Source organism: Micromonospora echinofusca, from assembly GCF_017614955.1.
GTDB lineage: Bacteria > Actinomycetota > Actinomycetes > Mycobacteriales > Micromonosporaceae > Micromonospora > Micromonospora echinofusca_A.
On sequence record NZ_WVUH01000011.1, the window covers coordinates 18,320 to 42,640 of the forward strand.

General features: G+C 73.4%; 18 protein-coding genes. 6 read left to right on the forward strand and 12 right to left on the reverse strand.

Going from position 1 to position 24,321, the window contains the following annotated elements; all coding sequences use genetic code 11:
* Positions 1–5: 5 nt before the first annotated feature.
* Positions 6–605, forward strand: a complete 600-nt coding sequence (locus tag GSF22_RS03045; RefSeq protein ID WP_208811171.1) for a hypothetical protein — start codon at positions 6–8, stop codon at positions 603–605.
* Positions 606–607: 2 nt separating this feature from the next.
* Here GSF22_RS03045 and GSF22_RS03050 read toward each other — a convergent pair whose 3' ends face one another.
* Positions 608–1,165: a hypothetical protein gene (locus tag GSF22_RS03050; protein WP_208811188.1), complete on the reverse strand. Its 558-nt coding sequence runs from the start codon at positions 1,163–1,165 to the stop codon at positions 608–610.
* 201 nt (positions 1,166–1,366) lie between these two features.
* On the opposite strand from GSF22_RS03050, the gene GSF22_RS03055 reads away from it, so the two are divergent.
* Together GSF22_RS03055 and GSF22_RS03060 are read left to right on the forward strand one after the other, a co-directional pair.
* Positions 1,367–4,018, forward strand: coding sequence for an FtsK/SpoIIIE domain-containing protein (locus GSF22_RS03055; RefSeq protein ID WP_208811172.1), 2,652 nt, complete (start codon positions 1,367–1,369; stop codon positions 4,016–4,018).
* Positions 4,015–4,704: a hypothetical protein gene (locus GSF22_RS03060; protein WP_208811173.1), complete on the forward strand. Its 690-nt coding sequence runs from the start codon at positions 4,015–4,017 to the stop codon at positions 4,702–4,704. The genes GSF22_RS03055 and GSF22_RS03060 overlap by 4 nt, the downstream gene beginning before the upstream one ends.
* An 85-nt stretch (positions 4,705–4,789) precedes the next feature.
* Here GSF22_RS03060 and folE read toward each other — a convergent pair whose 3' ends face one another.
* The 7 genes from folE to dacB all read right to left on the reverse strand — a co-directional run bounded on the left by folE (position 4,790) and on the right by dacB (position 13,971).
* On the reverse strand, positions 4,790–5,455 hold the full coding sequence (gene folE / locus GSF22_RS03065; protein WP_208811189.1) for a GTP cyclohydrolase I FolE: 666 nt from the start codon (positions 5,453–5,455) through the stop codon (positions 4,790–4,792).
* Between the two features lie 44 nt (positions 5,456–5,499).
* Complete coding sequence (ftsH, locus tag GSF22_RS03070; protein WP_208811174.1) at positions 5,500–7,515, reverse strand: ATP-dependent zinc metalloprotease FtsH; 2,016 nt, start codon at positions 7,513–7,515, stop codon at positions 5,500–5,502.
* Positions 7,516–8,006: 491 nt separating this feature from the next.
* Positions 8,007–8,582 (reverse strand): hypoxanthine phosphoribosyltransferase, encoded by a 576-nt coding sequence (gene hpt, locus GSF22_RS03075; RefSeq protein WP_208811175.1) that lies wholly within the window; start codon positions 8,580–8,582, stop codon positions 8,007–8,009.
* A 94-nt stretch (positions 8,583–8,676) separates the two neighbouring features.
* Positions 8,677–10,320, reverse strand: a complete 1,644-nt coding sequence (locus tag GSF22_RS03080; RefSeq protein WP_208811176.1) for a gamma-glutamyltransferase family protein — start codon at positions 10,318–10,320, stop codon at positions 8,677–8,679.
* Between the two features lie 69 nt (positions 10,321–10,389).
* Positions 10,390–11,385, reverse strand: a complete 996-nt coding sequence (gene tilS / locus GSF22_RS03085) for a tRNA lysidine(34) synthetase TilS (RefSeq protein WP_208811177.1) — start codon at positions 11,383–11,385, stop codon at positions 10,390–10,392.
* A 10-nt stretch (positions 11,386–11,395) separates the two neighbouring features.
* The gene (locus GSF22_RS03090) at positions 11,396–12,484 is read right to left on the reverse strand and encodes a zinc-dependent metalloprotease (protein ID WP_208811178.1); all 1,089 of its coding nucleotides are present in this window, start codon (positions 12,482–12,484) and stop codon (positions 11,396–11,398) included.
* 77 nt (positions 12,485–12,561) lie between these two features.
* Entirely contained in the window at positions 12,562–13,971 is a 1,410-nt protein-coding gene (dacB, locus tag GSF22_RS03095; RefSeq protein ID WP_439957729.1) for a D-alanyl-D-alanine carboxypeptidase/D-alanyl-D-alanine endopeptidase, read from the reverse strand.
* A gap of 286 nt (positions 13,972–14,257) precedes the next feature.
* Between dacB and GSF22_RS03100 the strand changes: the two genes are divergently transcribed.
* Positions 14,258–14,767, forward strand: coding sequence for an inorganic diphosphatase (locus tag GSF22_RS03100; protein ID WP_208811180.1), 510 nt, complete (start codon positions 14,258–14,260; stop codon positions 14,765–14,767).
* A 22-nt stretch (positions 14,768–14,789) separates the two neighbouring features.
* Here GSF22_RS03100 and eccD read toward each other — a convergent pair whose 3' ends face one another.
* On the reverse strand, positions 14,790–16,193 hold the full coding sequence (gene eccD, locus GSF22_RS03105) for a type VII secretion integral membrane protein EccD (RefSeq protein ID WP_208811181.1): 1,404 nt from the start codon (positions 16,191–16,193) through the stop codon (positions 14,790–14,792).
* 87 nt (positions 16,194–16,280) lie between these two features.
* Here eccD and eccCa point away from each other — a divergent pair, with 87 nt between their 5' ends.
* Positions 16,281–20,285 (forward strand): type VII secretion protein EccCa, encoded by a 4,005-nt coding sequence (gene eccCa, locus GSF22_RS03110; RefSeq protein WP_208811182.1) that lies wholly within the window; start codon positions 16,281–16,283, stop codon positions 20,283–20,285.
* A 154-nt stretch (positions 20,286–20,439) separates the two neighbouring features.
* On the forward strand, positions 20,440–21,795 hold the full coding sequence (gene mycP / locus GSF22_RS03115; RefSeq protein WP_208811183.1) for a type VII secretion-associated serine protease mycosin: 1,356 nt from the start codon (positions 20,440–20,442) through the stop codon (positions 21,793–21,795).
* Positions 21,796–21,871: 76 nt separating this feature from the next.
* Here mycP and GSF22_RS03120 read toward each other — a convergent pair whose 3' ends face one another.
* The 3 genes from GSF22_RS03120 to GSF22_RS03130 form a co-directional block, all read right to left on the reverse strand.
* Positions 21,872–23,050, reverse strand: a complete 1,179-nt coding sequence (locus GSF22_RS03120) for a MarP family serine protease (RefSeq protein ID WP_208811184.1) — start codon at positions 23,048–23,050, stop codon at positions 21,872–21,874.
* A 149-nt stretch (positions 23,051–23,199) separates the two neighbouring features.
* Positions 23,200–23,901, reverse strand: a complete 702-nt coding sequence (locus tag GSF22_RS03125; protein WP_208811185.1) for an NUDIX hydrolase — start codon at positions 23,899–23,901, stop codon at positions 23,200–23,202.
* Positions 23,898–24,321 (reverse strand): TlpA family protein disulfide reductase (locus GSF22_RS03130; RefSeq protein ID WP_208811186.1); only part of this gene is annotated, 424 nt, incomplete at its 5' end. The genes GSF22_RS03125 and GSF22_RS03130, both read right to left, overlap by 4 nt.

Consider the following 24,321-nt stretch of genomic DNA (forward strand, 5'->3'; position numbering starts at 1 on the left):
CAGGAATGACCGGACCAGTTCCCGACCCGTTCGCCGACCATCCCGACTGGGCGCCTCAGCCGCCCCGTCCGGTCGTACTGCTGCCCGCCACCGGGCAGACCGAGCTTCGGGGTCAGCGGGTGGTCGTCGGGTTGCCTGGCCTGGGGTGGCGGGCCGACCTGAGGGCGGACGACCGGGTCGTGCAGGCGAGCCGCACATTCGTTCCGGTGATCGCCGAGCACGAGTGGTACCGGGCAGAGGCCGAGCAGACCGAGGTGTTCGCACCGCTGGTCCCCGCCGATCGGGTATGGGTCGAGACTGTCGGCGAAAAGGGAGGCCCGGAACTCTCCCGTAACCTTCTTGACCGGCTCGTATCGCTGGATTCGCCAACTCACCGGCCCCCGACACCCGTCATGGATGCCGACTCCGTGACCGGCAGACGGGTGGTACACGTCGCCGACGCAGAGGAACGCCGGAACCTACGTGCGGTTACCGAAACCTACACCGGCACCGACGGTGACCTGTGCGTCCGAGTGACCAGCGAACTTGACTGGTACCGATGGGCATGGCGCGGGCAGGCCCCAACAACTCTCGAAGTCCCCGTGCACCTACTCTGGATCGAATAGAGCTAGCCAGCCGGCGAGCCTGCACAAACGCGCCAATCATCCGCCAATACAGTTTCGAAACGCCAAGGCTGACGATCAGTTTGAGATATTCCGTCCACAAGGGTGGATATTTGAAGATGCACCTTCACTTCCGCCGCCTTGCCATGCTTTAGCACCTGGAGACTTCCCCACGTCACACGGAACTGGGTTTTGAATTTTTCCTCACGCTCTTGCAGATCGTTTCGAAAATTCTGCAGATCGATCAGTCCCGTTGGCTCGGCGCAACGGAATAGCGCAGCCCTGGTGTCATTCCGATCCACAAGGTAAGCCCGGAGGAAGTTGTCCACGACCACATCGGGTGAGCTGCGGTCGGGGGCGGTGGCGCGGTCGTAGAGGACGTAACCGACTGCGGTACCACCAACGCAGAGCAACGCCAGCACACCCGCCACGACCGCGAGTACGCGTCGCACCCGCCGCGGCTTGGGCGGCGTTGGCGGTGTGACCGGGGTCGGGGCGTACTGCTCCGGCGGGGTCCGTTGCGCCGGTACGCGGGAGACCTGGGAACCGGCGGGGGGCTGCACTGATTCCACCCCCTGAGGCTATCGGTTCCGGGCGCCGTACCCAATGCCCCGAAGCTGCCGATTGGTCACCCGCAGCTCCCGTGGTCCGTTGCCGCCCTCCGACCCGTCCCGGCCACCGCTGCGCTTCCCGGAAGATGTGCCGCACCTGGGTTACCGTCTCTGCTCATAGGGGTTGCCGGCCACGAGGAAAGAGGTGGAGCGGTGGCGAGCCTGACTGCACGGACCACCCGCGCCGCCGCGCTGCACCGGCAGGCGGCCGCCACAGTGGCCGCCGCGTCGGCGGCCCTTGACGCCACCCGTCCGGTCCCGGTCGACCAGCAACGGCAGTACCAGATTGCCGAGCGCCTGCGTTCGGCTGCCGCGAGGCTCGTCCCGGGGTGGGCGGGCGTCGACCTTGGGGAGGTGGCCGGAGCACTGCCGCCGGCCGGCCCGGTCCTGCCGTCGTTCGTCCGGGTCGGGATGGCGAAGCCGCTGGATGATGCCGGCTTCCCGGCGCTCGTTCCCCTGCTCGGCACCGGTCATCTGACGGTGGACGCCGATGCCCGGGATCCCCGGGTCGCCGGGCTGCTCCGCGCGGTTCTCCTCCGGCTGATCGCCTCGGCACCCGCCGGGTCGCTCCTGGTACGGGCCGTGCAGGGTCCGGGCAGCACCGAGGTTTTCGCCCCTTTCGCCGTGCTGGCCGACGCGGGGCTGCTGCCACCACCTGCGACGGAGCATTCCGGCCTGCGGGCGGTACTGGCCGAAGCGGAGCAGTGGGTACGCCCCAACGCGGCTGGCCGTCGACCCGCGCACGACCGGGTGATGCTGCTGATGATCGCGGCGCTGCCCGAGTTGGTCGAGCCCGCCGACCTGGACAGGATCAGCGTGCTGGCCGAACAGGGGCCGGCCGCCGGTCTGCATCTCGTGGTCGCGGGCTGGCCGCCGCCACCGCTCACCCCGGAGTTGACCAGGCCTCCGTTGGCGTACGCGACACCGGTGACGATGCGTAACCCGTACGCGCTGGTCGGGGCTCCGCCCGGGACGGTGCTCGGTGCGCCGGTGCTCGACGGGGCGACGGGCGGCGGTCCGGCTGCGGGTCTGAACTGTCCGGTCTTCGTCGACGCTGATCCGGGGCCGGAACTGATCGACCGGGTGTGCCGGGAGCGTGCCGCGCAGATCGACTCGGGCCGCCAACCGCGCTTACCGGATCTGCTGCCTGCCCCGGATGCCGACCTGTGGACGGAGTCCGGGGCGGAGGGGCTCACCACGACGGTGGGGTTCGCCGCAGGCCGGGCGGTCGACCTCGGTTTCGCCGATCTGACGCCGCACTGGCTGGTCAGTGGACGGTCGGGTTCTGGTCGGTCGGCCTTCCTGACCAATGTCATTGTCGGCCTGGCCGCCCGTTACGGCCCGGATGAGCTGGCCTTCTACCTCGTCGATGCTGCTGAGGGCGAGTCGTTTGCGGAGTGCCTGCAGACCGAGCGGGACCGGGCGTGGCTACCTCAGGTACGGGCCGCCGGGCTTGAGGCCGACCGTGAGTACGTCCTCGCGGTGCTGGCCGAGTTGGGCGTCGAACTCGAACGGCGGGCCGACCTGTGTGAGCGGGCCGGGGTTGCCCGGTTGGCGGCCCTGCCGCCGGAGGACCGGCCGCCCCGGCTGGTCTGTGTGATCGAGAGCTTCCACCTGCTTCTCGCCGAGCGGGACCGGCTGGCCGTCGAGGTGACGACGCGGTTGGAGACGTTGACCCGGCGGGGAAGGCCGTACGGGATCCATCTCGTGCTGGCCGGTGACGGCACCATCGGGGAGGGGCCTACGGCCGCTGGTCAGGGGGACACCGGGACCGGGTCGGGCCAGGGCCGGCGGGATCCCCTGCTGGGTCAGTTCCCGGTCCGGGTGGCCCTGCCGGGCGGTGGCGGCGTGCTCGCCCCGGCCAACGACGCGGCGGCTGGGCTGCCCCTGGGTTCGGCCGTGGTGAACACGGCGGGTGGCCTGGGTGGTCCCCGGGGCGCGGTGCGGGGGCACGAGCGGCTGGTGCGGTTCCCGGATCCGCTGGAGGATCCGGGGCTGGTCGCCGCACTGCGGCACCGGCTCTGGTCGGCCCGCCCTGAGGGCGCTGGACCACCGACGGTCTTCGCCGGTTATGCCCGGCCGCACCTGGGGAACGATCCGGTCTACCGGGCGGCGCTCGCCGGCCGGGCCGACGGGCCGGTCGCGTTGCTGGGCCGGGCGGTCGACGTACCCCGGTCGCCGGTCGGCTTCCCCCTGGACAGTGCACCGGGCCGGCATCTGGCCGTGTTCGGTGCCACCGGGGCCGCCGCCCGGCTGCTGGCCACGGCGGTCCGGACGGTGGCCGCCCATCACGAGTCCGGTACGGCCCGTTTCGTACTCGCGCCGCTCGCCGCCGGGACCGCCCAGGTCGCCGCCGGTCTCGCCGAGGAGTTGGCGGAGCGCCACCAGGTGACCACCGTGGACGGGGCGGGTCTGCTCGCCGCGCTGGACGGTGACCAGTCGGGGTACCTGGTCGTCTTCGGTTGGGACGAGCTGCCGCCGGCCGACCTGCCGCCACGGACGGACGGCGGTGTCGGTCCGGTCGACGAGCGGTTCACCGCCGTGTTCCGGGACGGCCCGGCCCGGGGAGTGCACCTGCTGGTGTCCGGGCGGGAGACGGCAGCGGGTGCGGCATGCTCCGGCGGTGCCGACGGACCGGGCTTCGGCGGCGTGGTGCTCGTGGACCCGCTGCCGGCGCAGCTGGCCGGGCTGCCCGGTGACGTGGTGCCGGAGCGGCTCCGACCGGGAAGGGCGCTGTTCCGGGACGTGCTGGCCGACCGGGTGACCGTGCTGGTGCCGTACGCGGAGAGCGGGGTGGACGGGTGACCGGGCAGACGATCAGCGTCGGACAGCAGCGGTCCGGCGGTGTGCAGCCGGACGATCCGGCGGGAAGCGTCGACGCCTGGTCCGAGTACGTGGCCGCGGCCCGTCAGTTGGACGCGGTGCGGCGCGGCGCGGCCTCTGCGGCGGGCGAGCAGGCCCGGTCGGTGCAGGCCGCCCGGGAGGAGCTGGCCGGGGTACGCGCGCTGCTGGCGCCGCAGCAGTCACGGCTGTGCGGGTTGGGTGTACCGGTGCTGGACCTGACGCCGTCACCGCCGGAGGTGTCGGCGGCGGCGCGGGGGATGGTGGCCGGGCCGGTCGCGGTGCTCGCCGCGTTACGGGACGCGGGCGGGAAACTGCGGATGGCGGACGCCGAGCTGGCGGCCACCGGAGCCCGTTGGCTGGTACCGGTCCGGAATCTGCTGGTGTACGTCCCGCTGGCGTTGCTGGTCCCGGTGCTCCAGGTGCTGGTGCACCTGTACGCCGGTGGTGGCTGGGTGTCGGTGCTGGCGCTGGCCGTCGGGCTGCCGATGCCGCTGTTCGCGTTCGGTGCGGGCCTGCTGCTGGTGGGGCGGTTGTTCCGGACCGTACCGGGCGCGCCGGTGGACCGTACCCCGCTTCTCGGTGGGGTGGTGTGTCTGGCACCGGCCCTGGTGGCGACGGTGTCGATGGTGGTCCTGCTGCTGCGCTGAGCGTCGCCGGGCGACCGGGCGGACGCGCTCTCAAGTGCGGCACGGCCGGTCGCCACGGGAGGGGCGACCGGCCGACGCGTACCGGTCAGCGCGGGATGATCAGGGCCATCGCCTCGGCCCGTGACTTGGCGTCCCGTTGCAGGGTGCCCCGGACCGCCGAGGTGATCGTCCGGGCCCCGGATTTCTGGATGCCACGCATCGCCATGCACATGTGTTCGCAGTCGAGTACGACCACCACGCCACGCGCCCCGAGCCGGTCCATCAGCAGGTCGGCGACCTGTGCGGTGAGCCGCTCCTGCACCTGCGGTCGGCGGGCGAAGACCTCGACCAGGCGGGCCAGCTTGGACAGGCCGGTGATCCGGCCGTCCGGTCCGGGGATGTACCCGATGTGCGCACTGCCCCGGAAGGGCAGCAGGTGGTGTTCGCAGAGGCTCATCACGTCGATGTCCCGGACCAGGACGAGTTCCTCGTGGTTGGCCTCGAAGGTGGTGGTGAGTACCTGGGCCGGGTCGACCCGCAGGCCGGCGAAGAGTTCGGCGTAGGCACGGGCCACCCGGGCGGGGGTCTGGAGCAGCCCGTCCCGGTCCGGGTCCTCGCCGACCGCGATCAGGATCTCCCGGACCGCCTTTTCGATCCGGGCCAGGTCGACCGCCTGCTCGACGGGGCGACCGGTGAGCTTGCCGTTGACGAGTCTGGCGGCGAGGTAGTCGAGTGTCTCGTCGCCGTCGGGTTCGGTGGACGAAGCGGCCAGCGCAGGTTCACCCTGGCTGGCCGCCGCGTCGTCGTGCTCGGGGTTCAGTGTGTACCGTCCGAGTTGCTGGTCGTCCTGCCGCCGACGTTCGCCTGGACGCCGTCGGCGGCAGCCTGTGCCTTCAGCGCCTCCTTCTCGGCGGGCGTGAGCACCGGCGGCTCGGTGGAGGGCTGCCGCTTGCCGAAGCCGTTGTACGGGGCCATCGGCGGCCGCTTGCGTACCCGGGCGCAGATCCGGGCCATGTCGGCGGTGGAGAGGGTTTCCTTCTCCATCAGCTCCAGCACGATGTTGTCCAGCACGTCGCGGTACTCGACCAGGATCTCCCACGCCTCGTCGTGGGCCAGCTCGATCAGGGCCCGCATCTCGGCGTCGATCTCGGCCGCAACGGTGTCCGAGTAGTCCCGCTCGTGGCCCATGTTGCGGCCGAGGAACGGCTCGTCGCCGCTGGTGCCGTACTTGATGGCACCGAGCTTGGAGCTCATGCCGTACTGGGTGATCATCGCGCGGGCCAGCTGGGTGGCCTTCTCGATGTCGTTGCCGGCGCCGGTGGTGGGCTCGTGGAAGACGAGTTCCTCGGCGGCCCGGCCGCCCAGCGCGTACGCCAGGGTGTCGACCATCTCGGCCCGGGTCTGGGTGTACTTGTCCTCGGTGGGCAGCACCAGGGTGTGGCCCAACGAGCGACCCCGGGACAGGATCGTCACCTTGTGCACCGGCGCGGCGTGCGGCAGCGCCCAGGCGACCAGCGCGTGGCCACCCTCGTGGTACGCGGTGATCTTCTTCTCCTGGTCGCCCATGACCCGGGTCCGGCGCTGCGGGCCGGCGATCACCCGGTCGATCGACTCCTCCAGGGAGTCGTTGGTGATCGCCCGCTGGTCACGTCGGGCGGTCAGCAGGGCGGCCTCGTTGATCACGTTGGCCAGGTCGGCACCGCTGAAGCCGGGGGTACGCCGGGCCACCGCGTCGAGGTCGACGTCGGGCGTGAACGGCTTGCCCTTGGCGTGTACCCGCAGGATCGCCTTGCGGCCCTCCATGTCCGGCTGGTCCACCGGGATCTGCCGGTCGAACCGGCCGGGACGCAGCAGGGCCGGGTCGAGGATGTCGGGCCGGTTGGTGGCGGCGATCAGGATGACCCCGCCCTTGGTGTCGAAGCCGTCCATCTCGACGAGGAGCTGGTTGAGGGTCTGCTCCCGCTCGTCGTGGCCGCCGCCCATGCCGGCGCCCCGGTGCCGGCCGACCGCGTCGATCTCGTCGACGAAGACGATCGCCGGGGCGTTCGCCTTGGCCTGCTCGAAGAGGTCGCGGACCCGGCTGGCGCCGACACCGACGAACATCTCCACGAAGTCGGAACCGGAGATCGAGTAGAACGGCACCCCGGCCTCGCCGGCGACCGCGCGGGCCAGCAGCGTCTTACCGGTACCGGGCGGGCCGAACAGCAGCACACCCTTGGGGATCTTGGCGCCGAGAGCCTGGTACTTCGCCGGGTTCTGCAGGAAGTCCTTGATCTCGTGCAGCTCCTCGACGGCCTCCTCGGCCCCGGCCACGTCGGCGAAGGTCGTCTTCGGCGTGTCCTTGGTGATCATCTTCGCCTTGGACTTGCCGAAGTTGAGCACTCGGGAGCCGCCGCCCTGCATCTGCGACATGAAGAACAGCAGCAGGATGACGAGCAGCGCGATCGGCAGCAGGTTGACCAGCAGGCTGACCAGGATGCTGTCGCTGGAGACCTCGGTGTTCGCCGGGCCGGTGATCCGGTTGGCGGCCTTGGCGGCGAGGACCTGGTTCCAGACCTCGTCACCCACCTCGTACGGGAACTGGGCCTGGATCTTGTCGGTGGTGGTGTCACCGAACTTGGCCTTGTCCTTCAGGTCGAGCTGGAGCGTCTGCTCCTTGTCCTGGAAGACGGCCTTCTCGATCTGACCCGTGTTGAGCTGATCGAGCGCAATGGAGGTGTCCACCTTGTGGTAGCTCGGACCACCGGTGAACAGCTGACTGAGCAGAATCGCGCCGGCGATCACCAGGATGATCCAGACCACCGGGCGGCGGAAGAAACGCGTACGTTCCATGCTGTTGTCGAGCGCCGAGCGCCCGGACCCTCCTGATCGACGTCCTGACCGTCTGATGGGTTCGCCGCCGGAGCGGCGCCGGAGCCGCCGTGCGGGCCGGCTTCGACCCCGAAGCGCGCGAAATGCCGCGCCGCGGTCATTCGACGGTACACCGTGAGCGCGAGGAGTGAGCTTGCGAGCCCCGCAGTCGCGAACCCGGAAGACCACCGTGAGCGCGAGGAGCGAGCGTTCCGGAGCCGCTCGCGTGGGACGCGGCGGCGCCGGAATGCGAGTAGAGCTTGCGAGCCCCGCAGTCGCACACCCGATGGTGGTACCCGTCGTGCCGGCGTGGCGACGGATCCGTACCAGGTCACCCCGCCGGTCCGGTCACACCGGCGGTGCGGCCCGGCGCGGAACAACCTCCGCGCCACCACCCGATACGGTAACCGGGATTCCTGAAAGCGCGCTGTACGTCAGCTCGGTGCAGCTCCGGCCGGGTGCGGTGGGCCCGCTCAGGCGCGGGCGTACACCTCGGGCTTCAGGACGCCGACGTAGGGCACCTCGCGGTACCGCTCACCGAAGTCGAGACCGTAGCCGACCACGAACTCGCTCGGAATGTCGAAGCCGACGTACTTCACCGGGACGGGGACCTTGACCGCGTCCGGCTTCCGGAACAGGGCGACCACCTCGACGCTCGCCGCCGAGCGCGACTCCAGGTAGCGCAGCAGCCAGGAGAGGGTCAGACCGGAGTCGACGATGTCCTCGACCACCACCACGTGCCGGCCGGCGATGTCCCGGTCCAGGTCCTTGAGGATGCGGACCACCCCGGAGGAGGTGGTGCCCTGACCGTACGAGGAGACGGCCATGAACTCCAGCTCAGCCGGCGGGCCCTGTCGCCCCAGGGCGCGGGCGAAGTCGGCCATGAACATGACCGCGCCCTTGAGCACGCAGACGAGCAGGAGTCCGTCCTGCACGTGGGCGTAGTCCGCCGATACCTGTTTGGCCAGTTCCGCGGTCTTGTCGCGGATCTGCGCCTCCGAAATGATCACGTGGTCGATGTCGGCGTCGTACCAGGAGCCGTCAGCCATGTGACTAAGCCTGCCGTACGCCGGTCGGCCGCCGTCGCCGGGGCGCCCCCTTTGCCGGTACGTCACATCTCCGGCACCCAAAGTGCCCGCCCGGTCACCAGCCGAGGGCGCAGCCGTCCACCCGGGGCTCGGAGCCGGCGACGTACCCGCCCTCCGGGAGGCGCCAGATCGCCTGGCCGTACCCGAAGGTGGCCGGCGAGTCCACGACGGCCACCTGGTGTCCCCGGGCCCGGAGCCGGTCGACGAGTCCGGCGCCACCCGGGGCGTCCCGCAGTTCCCGCTCGACGAGCACGGTCCGGCCGGCGTGCCAGTACCAGCGGGGTGCGGCCAGCGCGGCCTGCGGGTCGAGCCCCTGGTCGACGGTGGCCGAGACCAGCTGCACGTGCCCCTGCGGCTGCATGTGCCCGCCCATCACCCCGAACGGCCCCACCGCCGCACCGTCCCGGCTGAGGAAACCGGGGATGATGGTGTGGAAGGGACGTTTCGCCGGGCCGACCACGTTCGGGTGGTCCGGGTCGAGACGGAAACCGGTCCCCCGGTTCTGCAACCCGAACCCGTGGCCGGGCAGCACCACGTGCGACCCGAAGCCCAGGTAGGTGGACTGGATCAGGCTCACCATCGTGCCGTGGGCGTCGGCGGTGCAGAGGTACACCGTCCCGCCCCGCTCGGGCTCCCCGGCGGCCGGTTCGCCGGCCCGGTCACCGATCAGCGCCCGCCGCGCGGCCAGGTACCCGGGGTCGAGCAGGCCGGCCAGCGGCACGGCCGCCCGGTCCGGGTCGGCGACGTACGCGTGCGCGTCGGCGAACCCGAGTTTGGTCGCCTCGATCTGCCGGTGCATCCGTTCGTCGGCGGGCAGCCCGGCCGGGTCCGTCCCGTCGAGGATGCCCAGGGCGAGCAGCGCGGCGACGCCCTGCCCGTTCGGCGGCAACTCCCACACCTGGTGGCCCCGGTAGTCCACGCCCACCGGGTCGACCCAGGTGGACCGGTGGGCGGCCAGGTCGGCGGCGGTGAGCAGACCGCCGCTCCGGGCGGCGTACGCGTCGAGGGCCTCGGCGGTCCGGCCGGTGTAGAAGTCGGCGGCGCCGGTCGACGCGATCCGGCGCAGCGTGACGGCGAGGTCGGGGTTCCGCCACCGCTGACCTGGGCGGGGCGCCCGGCCGGCGAGGGTGAAGACCCGGGTCCACTCCGCGAACTCGGGCCCGGTCAGCCGGGCGTGCTCGTCGACGGCCCGGCGCCAGGTCTGCGCCGCGCCCGGGGAGACCGGGTGCCCGTGTTCGGCGTAGCCGACCGCGTCGGTGAACAGGTCGGCGAAGGGCAGCGCGCCGAACCGGTCGTGCAGGTCCCGCCAGCCGGCCGGTACCCCGGGGACGGTGACCGGCAGCCACCCCCGGGCCGGCATCGCGGGCCCCACCGACTGGGCCCCGCCGAGCGCGTCGACCGGGGGTACCCCCCGTCCGTCGGTGGCCGCGAGCACCGCCTGGAGGGTCAGCGCTGCCGGGGACCGGCCGGAGGCGTTCAGGCCGTACGGCCGCCCGTCGTGCCAGACGATGGCGAACAGGTCACCCCCGATGCCGTTGCTGCCCGGCTGGACCACGGTGAGGGTGATCGCGGTGGCGAGCGCCGCGTCGACGGCGTTGCCGCCCCGGCGGAGTACCGCGAGGCCGGCTGCCGCCGCGAGCGGGTGGCTGGTGGCGACGGCGCCGTGCGGGGCGTACAGCGGGTGGCGGGGGTACGGCATCCGCCATGTGTACCGCCCGACCGCCGCCGGTTCCACCCCGGCGTGCTGGCCGGCGCTCCGCCCCGTGCTCTACCCGGCGCTCTTCCCCGGGACGAGTCGGCCGTCCCGCCGGGTCACCTCTACCGCGCCGGGCAGGTGCACCGGGCCCTGGCCGTGCCAGGTCGTGACCAGGGCGTCCAGGGCGGCGACGTGCCGGTGGGACAGGGCGGCCGGCGGCGCGCCGAGTTCCCGGGCCCAGGAGTGCAGGACCCGGGTGCGGACCGCCGGTACCAGCCCGGCCAGTCCGGCCACGGCCAGCCCGCCGTCGGCGCAGCGGACCCGGTCCAGGGCAGCGGTGGCGAGACCGTCGAGGGCGGCGGTGTCGGCGGCGACGAGTCGGGCGGTACGGGCGAGGTTGTCCAGTACCCCCGGGCCGAGCGCCTGCACGAGCACCGGCAGCACGTCGGCGCGGACCCGGGCGCGGGCGTACGACGGGTCGGCGTTGTGCGGGTCCTCCCAGGGCGTGAGCCCGAGGGCCGCGCACGCTTTGCGGGTCTCCTCCCGGCTGGTGTCGAGCAGCGGGCGGAGCAGGGTCACCCCGTCGAGGTCCCGCACCGGCGGCATCCCGGCCAGCCCGCGCGGGCCGGCACCCCGGGCGAGGGCCAGCAGTACCGTCTCGGCCTGGTCGTCCCGGGTGTGGCCGAGCAGTACGGCAGCCGCCCGGTGCCGGCGGGCGACCGCCACCAGCGCCTCGTAACGGGCCTGCCGGGCGGCTGCCTCCGGGCCACCGGGTCGGCCGGTGACGTCCACCCGGATCTGTTCGGCCGGGTCGAGACCGACCGTCCGGGCCCACCTGACGACGGCGGCGGCCCGCTCGTCCGAGCCGGCTTGGAGGGCGTGGTCGACGGTGACCAGCCCGGCGGGCCGGCCGAGCCGGGGGGCCACGAACGCGGTGGCGGCGGCGAGGGCGAGCGAGTCCGCCCCGCCGGAGCAGGCGACCAGGACCGGCCCGGGGCCGGGTACGCCGGTCAGGGCCCGCCGGACCGCGACGCGGAGCGCGGCGACCGGCGGGGCGAGGGCGGCCACAGTGGCCGGGTCAGGCGACGACCGGGCCGTCGGCGTCCGGTGGCGTCGGGGGGAGCGGGCCGTGCACCCGGGCGACCCAGGCGTCCGGGTCGCCCAGTTCGTCCAGGCGGGGCAGGGTCAGCGGGGAGCTGAAGATCTTGTTGAAGCCGGTCATGCCGACCCGTGCGACGACACCGTGCACGAACTTGCGCCCCTCGGCGTACTGGCGCATCTTGACCTCGATGCCGAGCAGCTTGCGGATCGCCTTCTCCAGCGGGTTGCCCGACTCGCGGCGCTGGTTGAAGCCGGCCCGGATCCGTTCGACGCTCGGGATGACCTCCGGTCCGACGCCGTCCATCACGAACTCGGCGTGCCCCTCCAGCAGGGTCATCAGGGCGGTGAGCCGGTCGAGCACGGCCCGCTGCCCGGGGGTCTGCACGAGGTCCAGCACGCTGGTGCGGCTGTCCGGGTCGCGGACCGCGTCGGAGAGGGTGCCGATGCCGCGCCGCAGCCGGTCGAGGAAGTTCTCCCCACCGTTCTGTGAGGCGTCGACGAACGCCTGCACCTCGCCGAGGAAGTGACCGCGCATCCACGGTACGGCGGTGAACTGGGTGCGGTGGGTGACCTCGTGCAGGCAGACCCAGAGCCGGAAGTCGCGCGGGTCGGCGCCGAGTTTCCGTTCCACCTCGACGATGTTCGGGGCGACCAGCAGCAACTGGCCCGGGTCGGCGGAGAAGACCTCGTACTGCCCGAGGACCCGGCCGGAGAGGTAGGCCAGGACCGTACCGGCCTGCACGCCGGTCAGCCGGGAGCCGATCGCCTCGGTCAACGCACCGGGCTGCTTGTCGCCGGAGAGCCGGGCGACCAGTGGGTTGATCACCTCACGCAGGCCGGCGATGTTGTTCGCCGCCCAGTCCCGCCGGTCGACCACCCGGACCGGCGGATGCTCCACCTGGGACCGCAGGCCGGTGTACTCCGTCACGTGGCCGGCGGCCTCGTCGGTCAACCGCCGCAGGTCGGCCACCACGTCGGTCGCTTCGGCGAACGAGACCCGGGGCCCCGACTTGCCCAGTGCCCCCGCGGTGGCGGCGGCCAGATCCCAGTCCACGAACTGCGCCATGCACCCCACCGTACCCGGGTCGGAACACCCCCAACCCGGCTCAGGTGGGGACGTACCCACCCGGAACGCTGTATTGGTCAGCGGCACCCGCAGCCGGCGAGCGCGGCCCCGATCCGGTCCAGGGCCGGTTGGGCGGTCTCCGACCCGCCCGGCACCTTGTCGGTCAGCACCGCGAACGCCAGCAGCCGCCCGTCGGCGGTGGTGACCAGGCCGGAGATGGCGTGCACGCCGGTGAGGGTGCCCGTCTTGGCCCGGACCACGCCGGCCCCGGCGGTGGTACCGGCCGCAGGGGCGTACCGGTCGGCGAGGGTGCCCGACCAGCCGCCCACCGGCAGGCCGCTGAACACGCCGGCCAGTTCGGAGCGGCTCCCGTTGCCGGCCAGCACCAGCAGGTCGGTCAGGAGCGAGGGGCTGATCCGGTTGCGGCGGGACAGCCCGCTGCCGTCGGAGAGGGTGAGTTCGTCGGCGGGCAGCCCCAGCTCGGCCACCACCTCGTCCATCGCGGCGGCTGCCCCGGTGTACGACGCGGGTTGGTTCCGGGCCAGCGCGACCTGGCGGGCCAGTGCCTCGGCGATGATGTTGTCGCTGCTGCTGATCATGATGTCGACCAGGCGGACCAGCGGTGGGGACTCGACCCGACCCAGTTCGGTGCCGGGTGCCGGGGCGGTACCGGCGGCGGGTGAACCGGCCGGGGTCTCCGGGGCCTTGCCCTTCGTGACCTTCGCGGCGGCACCGGAGGGACCGAGCAGCCGGGCGAACGCCCGTCCGGCGGCGAGGTCGGGATCGGGGAAGCGTTCGGCGTACTTCGGCCCGGCCTTCGGATCCCGGCGGGCACCGTCGGTCATCAGGGCGGTCACCGCACCGCCGAAGCCACCGGTCGGAATGTCGGCGTCCCAGCCGGGGCCGTACACCGGGCCGGGGAAGAGCGTGGAGTCGACCACGACCGCCGTCGGGGCGGTCCCGCCCAGCGCCTGCTTGACCTGCTCGGCCAGCTTGTCGAGCCGGGCCGCCCCGGGGTAGAAGCCGGTGCCGTCGATCGCCAGGGTGGGGTCCCCGCCGCCGACGATCACCACCTCGCCCGGGTTCTGGCCGGCCACCACCCGGGTCGGGATGCGGTGACCGGGGCCCCGGGCCGCGAGGGCGGTCACCCCGGTCACCAGCTTGGTCACCGAGGCCGGCACGGTGGGCGCGTCGCCGCCGTTGTCGTAGAGCGAGGTACCGGAGGACACGTCGACCACGGAGACGTGCACCCGCTCACCGAGCGCGGCGGCCCGGACCAGCGGGTCCAGCACGGCGCGCACCCCGTCCGGGGTGGGTGACGGGGCGGCGGACACCGGCTCGCCGAGCACCGGCGACGGGCTCGGTTCCACCGGCGCGGTCCATTCCGGTGCGGCGGCCGAACCGCCCAGCCAGCCGTCGACCGGACCGGGCCGGACCACCACCAGGCCGACCGCGGTGACTGCGAGCAGCAGTACCACCGCCAGCACGGCCAGCAGGCGGCCACGACGGCGGGGCGCCGGGGCGGGCGGAGGAGCCGGGGTGGCCGGCTGCTGCCACGGACCGGACCGGCCATTCTCCGGTCCCGGACCGTCCTGCGGGCGGTAGTGTGAATCTTCCCTCCCCACCGGCCCCTCCTCACCATCCCGAAATCCGGCTAGGTGACACTACTTCGGTCCGAACACTATGTGGCGCCCGGAGCCGGTGGAGAGCATTCGCCCGTCCGGTTCCGGCACAGGTTCCGTCAGCCAGCGTGGGCAAACGAGGGAGCGTGAGATGGATTTCGACGTTACGGTTGAGATCCCGAAGGGTCACCGGAACAAGTACGAGGTGGACCACGTGACCGGCCGGATCCGGCTGGACCGCACCCTCTTCACCTCCACGCAGTACCCGGCGGACTACGGCTTCATCGAGGGCACCCTGGGCGAGGACGGCGACCCGCTGGACGCGCTCGTGCTGGTACCCGAGCCGACCTTCCCCGGCTGCCTGATCCGGTGCCGCACGATCGGCATGTTCCGGATGACGGACGAGAAGGGCGGCGACGACAAGGTCCTCTGCGTACCTTACGAGGACCCGCGTCAGGAGCACCTGCGCGACATCCACCACCTGGGCGAGTTCGACCGGCTGGAGATCCAGCACTTCTTCGAGGTGTACAAGGACCTGGAGCCGGGCAAGTCCGTGGAGGGCGCCACCTGGGTCGGCCGGACCGAGGCGGAGGCCGAGATCCGGGCGTCGTACCGGCGCCACCAGGAGGCCCAGGCCTCCGGTGAGGGCGCGCACCACTGAGTTGAGCGTGGTCCGGCCCGGGTCAGCCGAGCAGGCCCCGGGCCCGGTCGTAGAGACCGAGGACCGCGCAGGCGACGGGTACCACCGAGACCACCAGGGCGGTCTCGGTGAGGTCCGCCGCGCGGGCCAGATACGGCGAAACCGGCCGGTGCGCGTACGTCGCACCGGCCGCTGTCGTGAGCAGGGCGGCCAGCAGCGCGGCCCCGACCAGCACCAACCGACCGGTCGGTCCGGTACCGCCGGCCAGTGCGGCACCGAGCAGCGCCACCCCACCCAGCCCGGCGACCAGCAGCGGCACCCGGTGCCGGAGCGCGACGAAGAGCCGGGACCGCAGCAGCAGCGCGGCGGCGCAGACCGCCACCAGCAGCCGACCGGCGGTACCACCGGCGGTGACGAGGACGGCCGTGGCGCCGACCGCGGCGACCGCGTGGGCGGTCAGCAGGCCGCTGAGCATCTCCTCACTGCGGGCCACGGCGGCGAAGACCCGGGCCCGGTCGGGTAGCTCCCGGGCGGTGTCCGGCCCGCCGTCGGACGTGGTCGCCGGCAGCGCGACCGGTGGCAGTGGTACCCGGCCCAACCGGATCGCCAGCAGCGGCACCGCGGCGACCAGCAGGACCAGCGCGCAGAGCAGCACGGCTGCCGCGCCGGCCGCCGGCAGGACCAGGCCGCCGAGCGCGGCCACCGCACCGAGCAGGCCGGTGGTCGCCCCGGCGACCAGGAGGCGTACCCGGGACGCCACCGCGACCAGGGCGAAGACGCCGACCAGCAGCAGGGCCACCGATCCGGCGAGCAGTTCGGGCGCGCCGACCCAGCGCAGCGGCCCCGGCAGGCCGACCGGGTCACCGGTGCCGACCAGCAGCGCCCCGCCGACGAAGGCGTACGGCAGGGCGTACCCGGCGAGCGTGGCGCCGGCCGGCGCGTCACCGTACGCCCGGGAGGCGAGGGCCCCGGCGACGGCGAGCACCCCGGCCACCACCAGGGCGGGCAGCCCGCCACCCGGCTGCCCCGGCCCGCCGGCCAGTACGGCCACCAGCCCGACGGCCAGCAGCACCCCGGCGCCGGTCAGGGTGGCCGCCCGGGTGGCCGGGCCGGACCAGGCGCCGCCCCGGCGCCGGGCGCCGTCGACGATCGCCTCCACCACGTCGTCGTACTCCCACTCCGGCCACTGGGCGCGGGCCGGGACGAGATGCAGCACCTCCCCGTCCCGGACGCCCTGGGCGAGCAGGGCCTGCGCGGTGGAGAGCGCCACCCCGTCGGTACGTCGCAACACCCAGCCGCCGTGCTGTTCCCCGTCGTCGGCCAGCCCGTCCCCGGCGTGCCGCAGCACCTCGGGGAGAAGTTCGGCGAGGGGTGTCTGCTCGGGCAGGGCGACGTCGACCCGGCGGTGCGGTGCGCTGATCGTGACCCGGGCGAGCCCCGTACCCATCGGTCCTCCCTCGGAGCGGCTGCACGGACGACGGGACTTTACCTACCATGAGCCAGGCTCGGGTCACCGAGCGCATCGGGAGGACTCTTGGGTACCGTCGTCATCAAGCGACCACCGCGCCGGCCGGCACCGGAGATCCCGGTCGGGGAGGTGCCGGTCGAGCCGCCACCGGAGATCCCCGCGGTGACCGGGGGCCGGTGGCAGCAGGCGCTGATGCTGCTGCCGATGCTCGGCGGTTCGGTGGCGATGGCGATGATGTTCGGCCGGGGCGGCGGGGCCTACTCCTACGTGGTCGGTGCCATGTTCGGGCTCTCCTCCCTGGCCATGCTGGTCACCTCCTGGGGCGGTGCCGCCGGTTCACCGAACCGGTCCGAGCTGATGGCCGCCCGACGCGAGTACCTGCGGCACCTGGCCACCCTGCGGCGGCGGGTACGCGCCACCGCCGACCGGCAACGGGTCGCCCTGCTCTACCGGCACCCCGACCCCGCCCGGCTCTGGTCGACGGTGGACAGCCACCGGGTCTGGGAACGCCGCCCCCGCGATCCGGACTTCGCGGTGGTCCGGGTCGGGCTCGGCCCGCAGACCCTGGCCACCCCGCTGATCCCGCCGGTCACCCGGCCACTGGAGGATCTGGAGCCGATGACCGCCGGGGCGCTCCGGCGGTTCCTGGACGCGTACGCCGTGGTGCCGGACCTGCCGGTGGCCCTGTCGCTGCGCAGCTTCGCCCGGGTCTTCGTCCGGTCCGTGCCGAACGCCGGGCCGGGCACGACACCCGACGGGCCGGGCACGACACCCGCCCGGTCGGGCACCGCCGGGGACGACCAGGCGCAGGGACTGGCCCGGGCGGTGCTGACCCAGCTCGCCGTCTTCCACGCCCCGGACGAACTGCTGATCGCGGTCTGCGCCGGCCCGGAACGTCGGGCTGCCTGGGAGTGGGTCAAGTGGCTGCCCCACGCCCAGCACCCCAGCCGTACCGACGCGCTCGGCCCCGCCCGGTTGGTCACCAGCTCCGCCGTGGAGCTGGAGCGACTGCTCGACAACGTCCTCGCCAGCCGACCCCGGTTCGGTCCGACCGGCCCGGTCACCGAGGGCCCGCACCTGGTGGTGATCCTGGACGGTGGTGACCTGACCGGCTCGACCACGCTGGGCGGCGAGGGCGGCGTCGACGGGGTCACCGTGTTCGACCTGGACAGTCCACCGCCCCGGCTGCCGGACCGGGTTACCCTGCTGCTGGAGCTGCACGGCGACCGGCTGCTCAGTACGACCGTCGACGGCCGCGCGGAGGTGGGCACCCCGGACCGGCTCGACGTCGCCGAGGCCGAGGCGGTGGCCCGCCGGCTGGCGCCGCTGCGGCTCGCCGCCACCGGTCCGGGGTCGGACACGCCGGTCCGGATCGAGCCGGGGCTGCCGGAACTCCTCGGCTTCGGTGACCCGGAGAACTGGGGCACCGAGCAGGGCTGGGCGCCCCGACCGGACCGGGACCGGCTGCGGGTACCGGTCGGGGTGGGGGTCGACGGGGGCGCCATCGAGCTGGACCTGAAGGAGTCGGCGCAGGACGGCATGGGTCCGCACGGACTGCTCATCGGCGCGACCGGCTCCGGCAAGTCCGAGCTGCTGCGTACGCTGGTCCTCGGGCTCGCCGCGACGCACAGCTCGGCGGCGCTCAACTTCGTCCTGGTCGACTACAAGGGCGGGGCGACCTTCGCCACCCTGGACCGGCTGCCGCACACCGCCGCGATGATCACCAACCTGGCCCACGAGCTGCCCCTGGTCGACCGGATGGTCGACGCGATCAACGGGGAACTGGTCCGCCGGCAGGAGCTGCTCCGCCGCTCGGGCAACTATGCCAGCCTGCGGGACTACGAACGGGCCCGGGCCGGTGGGGTGGCGCTCGCCCCGCTGCCGTCCCTGCTCGTCGTCTGCGACGAGTTCTCCGAACTGCTCGCCGCCAAACCGGACTTCATCGAGCTGTTCGTGCAGATCGGCCGGCTCGGCCGGTCCCTCGGGGTACACCTGCTGCTGGCCTCCCAACGGCTGGAGGAGGGTCGGCTGCGCGGACTGGACACCCACCTGTCGTACCGGATCGGTCTGCGTACCTTCTCCGCGCTGGAGTCCCGGACGGTGCTCGGCGTACCGGACGCGTACGAGCTGCCCCGCTCCCCCGGGCACGGGTACCTACGGTTCGGCAACGAGCCCCTGGTCCGGTTCAAGGCGGCGTACGTCTCCGGGCCGGTCCGTCGACGCGACCGCTCCGGCCCGGACGGCCCGGCCCCGGGTACGCCCCGGCTGCTCACCTTCGCCACGCACTTCGTGCCGGTACCGGAGGTGCCGCAGCCGGTCGAGACGACCGTCCCGGACGAGCCGGCTGCCGCGTCGCTGCTCGACGTGCTGGTGGACCGGATCGCCGGGCAGGGCCCACCGGCGCACCGGGTGTGGCTGCCGCCGCTCGGCGATCCGCCCGCCCTGGACGACCTGCTCGGGCCGGTCGGCACCGATCCGGTACGCGGGTTCGGGGTCGGCAACCCCGAGTTGCACGGCGCGTTGCAGGTGCCGGTCGCCCTGGTCGACAAACCCTTCGAGCAGCGGCGGGACCTGCTCTGGCTGGCCCTGGACGGGGCGGCCGGACACGTGGCGGTGGTCGGCGGTCCGCAGAGCGGCAAGTCGGGCGTGCTGCGTACCCTGATCTGCGCGTTGGCGCTCACCCACACGCCGGCCGAGGTGCAGGTGTACTGCCTCGACTTCGGTGGCGGGTCGTTGACCGGGCTGCGCGACCTGCCGCACGTCGGCGGGGTGGCCGGCCGGGCCGACAGCACCGCGGTACGCCGTACCGTCGGGGAACTGACGTCCCTGCTCGCGGACCGGGAGCGCCGGTTCGCCGCAGCGGGCATCGAGTCGATGGCCGAGTACCGGCGGCGTCGGGCCTCGGCACTGACCACCGGTCACCCCTCCGGCGACCCGTTCGGTGACGTGTTCCTGGTGGTGGACGGCTGGTCCACGGTGCGCGGCGAGTACGACGACCTGGAACCGGCGATCACCGACCTGGCCACCCGGGGCCTCTCCTACGGTGTGCACGTGGTGGCCTCCGCCACCCGGTGGATGGACTTCCGGCCGGCGATCCGGGACCTGTTCGGCTCCCGGGTGGAGCTACGGCTCGGCGACCCGACCGACTCGGTGGTGTCCCGTCGGGCCGCGACGAACGTGCCGGACAAGACCCCCGGCCGGGGGATCACCGCAGCGAGCCTGCACTTCCTGACCGCGCTGCCCCGGCTGGCCGGTGGCGAGCCGGCGGATCTGGTCAAGGCGGTCGCCGGGGCCTGGTCGGGGCCGCCCGCGCCCCGGGTGCGGCTGCTGCCGCCGGTGCTCGGGTACGCCGACCTGGACCGCTCGGGGAGCAGCGGCCTGCACCTGCCGGTCGGCATCGCCGAGTCGGACCTGCGCCCGGTGGTCCTCGACTTCGCCTCCGAGCCGCACTTCGTGCTCTTCGGTGACGCCGAGTGCGGCAAGTCGTCGTTCCTGCGCGCCCTGGCCACCACGATCAGCCAGCGGTTCGCCCCGGAGCAGGCCCGGATGATCCTGGTCGACTACCGGCGCAGCCTGCTCGGGGCGGTCCAGAGCGAACACCTGATCGGCTACGGTACGGCGGCCAGTGCGACCGCCGACCTGATCGAGAGCGCCGCCGGCTACCTGCAACGCCGGATCGCCGGCCCGGACGTCACACCCGGGCAGTTGCGGGACCGGTCCTGGTGGACCGGACCGGAGCTGTTCGTCCTGGTGGACGACTACGACCTGGTGGCGACCGGGCCGACGAACCCGCTGCGGGCCCTGGAGGAGTACCTGCCCCAGGCCCGGGACGTGGGGCTGCACCTGGTGCTGGCCCGCCGGGCCGGCGGGGCCGCCCGGGGACTCTTCGAACCGGTCATGCAGCGGTTGCACGAACTCTCCACGGCCGGGCTGGTGATGGCCGGCAAACCCGAGGAGGGGCCGCTGGTGGGGTCGGTCCGGCCGGGTCCGCTGCCGCCGGGACGGGGCCGGCTGGTCACCCGCGCGGAGGGGGTACGCCTCGTCCAACTGGCGTACCTTCCGCCGTCATGAGGCGTCACCAGGCCGGATCACGGCGTCACCGGGCCGGATCACGGCGTCACCAGGTCGGACCGGTGGGTAACGTCGCTGAACGAGTATTCAAGGAACACTCCGAAGCGGAGCGGAAAACGGGTAACCTCCGATCGTCATGTGTCCGCCCGGGTGAATGGCTGAAGGTGTGACTGGGCTACGGCTGGGGCGTCGCGGCGTCGTCCGGCGGTTCGCTGCGACGACGGCGTTCGTCGTGGTCGTGACCGGCGGGGCGGCGGTGGCGACGACCACGGCCACACCGGACCCGTCGGGTACCGGCCCCGCCGGTCCGACCACCGTCGGCGCCACCGGTCACCGGGCCGCGCCGCCGGACGCCGGGCGACCCGTGGGCGCGCTGTCCGCCTCGCCGGGCCAGCCGGCCGGTCGTCCACTCGACCTCCCGGTCCGGCTCGACGCGATCCGGGACGAGCAGTGGCAGCTACGTGAACTCCGCGCCGAGACCGCCTGGCAGGTGTCCACCGGGCGCGGCGTGACCGTCGCGGTGATCGATTCCGGAGTGGACGCCAGTCACCCGGATCTCGCCGGGCAGGTCCTCCCCGGCCTCGACCTGGTCGCCGGCACCGGCAACGGGCAGCACGACCCGGTCGGGCACGGCACCACGGTGGCGACCCTGATCGCCGGGCACCGCGACGACCCGACCGGCGCGGTGGGGCTGGCCCCCGACGCCCGGATCCTGCCGGTCCGGGTCCTCGACGCGGAGAACCGGTACGACGACGCGCTCATCGTCGCCAAGGGGGTGCGCTGGGCGGTCGACAACGGGGCCCGGGTCATCAACCTCTCCCTCGGCGGGAACGGCGACAGCCCGGCCCTGGCGGCGGCCCTCGACTACGCGTTCGCCCGGGACGTGGTGGTGGTCGCCTGCACCGGCAACGTCGCCGCGTCGATGGGCACCGACGTCTGGTACCCGGCCCGGGAGCCGGGCGTGATCGCGGTCGCCGGCCTGGAACGGGAGAGCGACGCGCTCTGGACGGGCTCGGTGACCGGCCCGGAGACCGTCCTCACCGCACCGGCGACCGGTCTGGTCAGTGCCCGACCCGGCGGTTTCTGGCGGGTACAGGGCACCAGCTTCGCGGCGCCCCTGGTGGCCGCCGCCGCCGCGCTGGTACGCGCCCGCTGGCCGCAGATGCCGGCCGGTGACGTGGTGAACCGGCTCCTGAGCACCGCCCGTGACCTCGGCCCGGCCGGTCGGGACAACCGTTTCGGCTACGGCCTGGTCGACCCGGTGGCCGCGCTGAACGGCGAGGTCTCCCAGGTCGGACGCAATCCTCTCGACGACCAGAGTTCGCCCGGGGTGGCGGGGTTCGGCTCCGCGCCGAAGACGGCGGGCCAGGCACCGGCTGCGGACACCTCTGCGCGGCCGGAGGGGCTGCCGCACTCCGCCAGCCCGGCGCCCACGGGTACCGGCAACCGTCCGGCGACCCGGCCGGCGGTGGGCACCGGCAGGTCCCTTCCGGCCGACATGCGTCCCTGACTGCTGACGCCCCGCCGGCCGCCCGTGGTGGGGCGGGCCGGCCGCGAGGTGCGGCAGCGGATGCAGTCGCCGCTCGTCAGGTGCAGTTGCCGGTACCGACGGCCCGGGTGCGTTCCACACCGGCCACCGCGACCGGTCGCGCCTCGGCGGCGGTCACCGCGAAGCCGGTGTTCGGGTCGTCGGCCGCCGCCGCGAAGATCACCCCCAGCACCAGCCCGTTCGGGGCGACCAGCGGGCCACCGCTGTTGCCGCTGCGCACCCAGGCCCGGATGGTGTAGACCTCGCGGGTCACGTCGCCCGCCTCGTAGATGTCCGGACCGGTGATCCGGTCCACGTCCCGGATCCGGGCCGACTGGGCGTTGTACGGCCCGTCGAGCGGGAAACCGAGGACGATGGCGTCCGCCCCGGTCGGCGCCGGCCCGGCCGCGAACCGCATCGACGGCCCCGGCAGGTCGGGTACGTACAGCACGGCCAGGTCGCGGTCCGGGTCGTAGACCACCACCCGACCGTCGTACCGCTCACCGTCCAGCTCCACCGACACGCTCCGGGTACCCGCCACCACGTGGGCGTTGGTCATCACCCGGTCGTCGGCGTACACGAACCCGGAGCCCTCGATCCGGCGGGAGCAGCTCGGCGCGGAGCCGAGCACCTTGACCACGGACTGCCGCCCGTTGGCGACCACCGGCGAGCCGGCGAGTGCCGGGTCGGGCGGCTCGACCTGCCGGGCCCGGGTGGGGGCGAGGTCACCGAACACGTCCGGGAAGCCGTTGGTGTCCACGGCGTCCCGGAGGGCCGTGGAGAGCTGCTGGGCCTGGTCGGGCAGGACCCGGTCGACGACGGTGAGCAGTGCGCTGTTCCGTACCGAACTCGCCAGCCAGGGCAGCGAGGACGAGCCGAGCGGTACGGCCACCAGCCAGGCGACGAGCAGCACGGCGAAGAGGGAGACGAAGGCACCCCCGATGTCGTCGGCCCGACGGCCGACCCGGCTGGTGATCGCGTGCCGCAGGTGGGAACCGACCCAACCGGCGAGTGCCTGGCCGAGCACGGCCAGTCCGAAGATGGCGACGAGCGCGACGACGACCCGCATCACACCGCTGCTGAACTGCTCGGCGAGCAGCGGGCCGAGTTGCAGGCCGATCAGTGCGCCGAGAAAGAACCCGGTGAACGACAGCACCCCGATGACGAAGCCCTGCCGGTAGCCGCTGATCGCGAACACCAGCATGAGCAGGAGCAGAATGACATCCACCGCGGACACCAGCCCAGCCTACGGGGAGCCGGCCCGCTCGGGGCCGCGCCGGTCGGCCTGGCGCCGCTCGTTGTCGGTCGCGTCGTCCGGGCGCGGCCCGTCACCGGTCCCGCCCGGCGCCCGGTCCCGGTCGACCGGCGTCCCCTGCCGGGTGACGGTCAGGGCAGCGGACCGGTCATCTCCTCGGCCGGACCGGTCCCGGCCGACGGGGCCGGCGCGGCGCCGGACGGCGGCAGGTCGATCACCCGGTCGTTCGGCCAGGGGCGGGCCCAGCCACCCATCTCCAGCAGGGCGGCGAGCACCCCGGCGGTGAACCCCCAGACCAGCATCCCCCGGGCCGAGAAGGCGGGCCCGATCCAGCCACTGGGATGCCGTACCCGCATCCGGTTCTCCGGGTCGACCAGCTCGGCGATCGGCAGTCGGGCCACGTGGGCCACCTCGGCCGGTTCCCTGGGGTGGACCGGGTGTGGCCGGTGCCACCAGCCGAGGACCGGGGTGACCACGAACTCGCTCACCGGGATCCAGAGTTTCGGCAGCTCGGCGAGGACGGTGACGGTGGACGGGTCCAGGTCCACCTCCTCGTTGGCTTCCCGCAGCGCGGTGGCGGCGGCGTCCGCGTCGGTCGGGTCGGCCGCACCGCCGGGGAAGGCCGGCTGGCCGGCATGGTTGCGCAGGGTGGCGGCCCGCTGGAGTACGAGCACGTCCGGGCCGGTCCCGGCGTCCTCACCGAGCAGGACCAGCACGGCGCTCTCCCGGCCGCCGCTGGCCGGGGTGGTCAGCCGGGTGAAGTCCTCGGCGCGGGCCGAGCCGAGCCGGGTGAGCAGCGGTTGGAACCACTGCGGCGGTCGGCGGTCGGTCATCCGGACACCACCCCGAGGTGCTGCCGGACCAGGCCGGTGAGCGTGGCGTCGTCCAGGGCGCCGGAGCTGTCGAGGTGCCTGATCCGGCCCTGCCCGTCGACGAAGAGGGTCAGCGGGAGGGCGTTGCGGCCGAGCTGCCGGGACAGTTGCTCCTGCGGGTCGGCGAGGGTCGGAAAGGTCAGGCCGAGGTCCAGGCCGACCGACCGGGCCGCCTCGCGGCCGTCCCGGCTGTTGACCCCGACCACGTGCAGGGTCCCGGCGGTGCGCTCGGCCAGCCGTTGGAAGGCGGGCAGCTCGTCCCGGCAGGGTGCGCACCAGGAGGCCCACAGGTTGACGACCGCCGGACCGCGTAGCCCGGCCAGGGTGACGGTGCTGCCGTCGGTGAAGCAGGGCAGGTCCAGGGCCGGCAGGGTGGCGGGT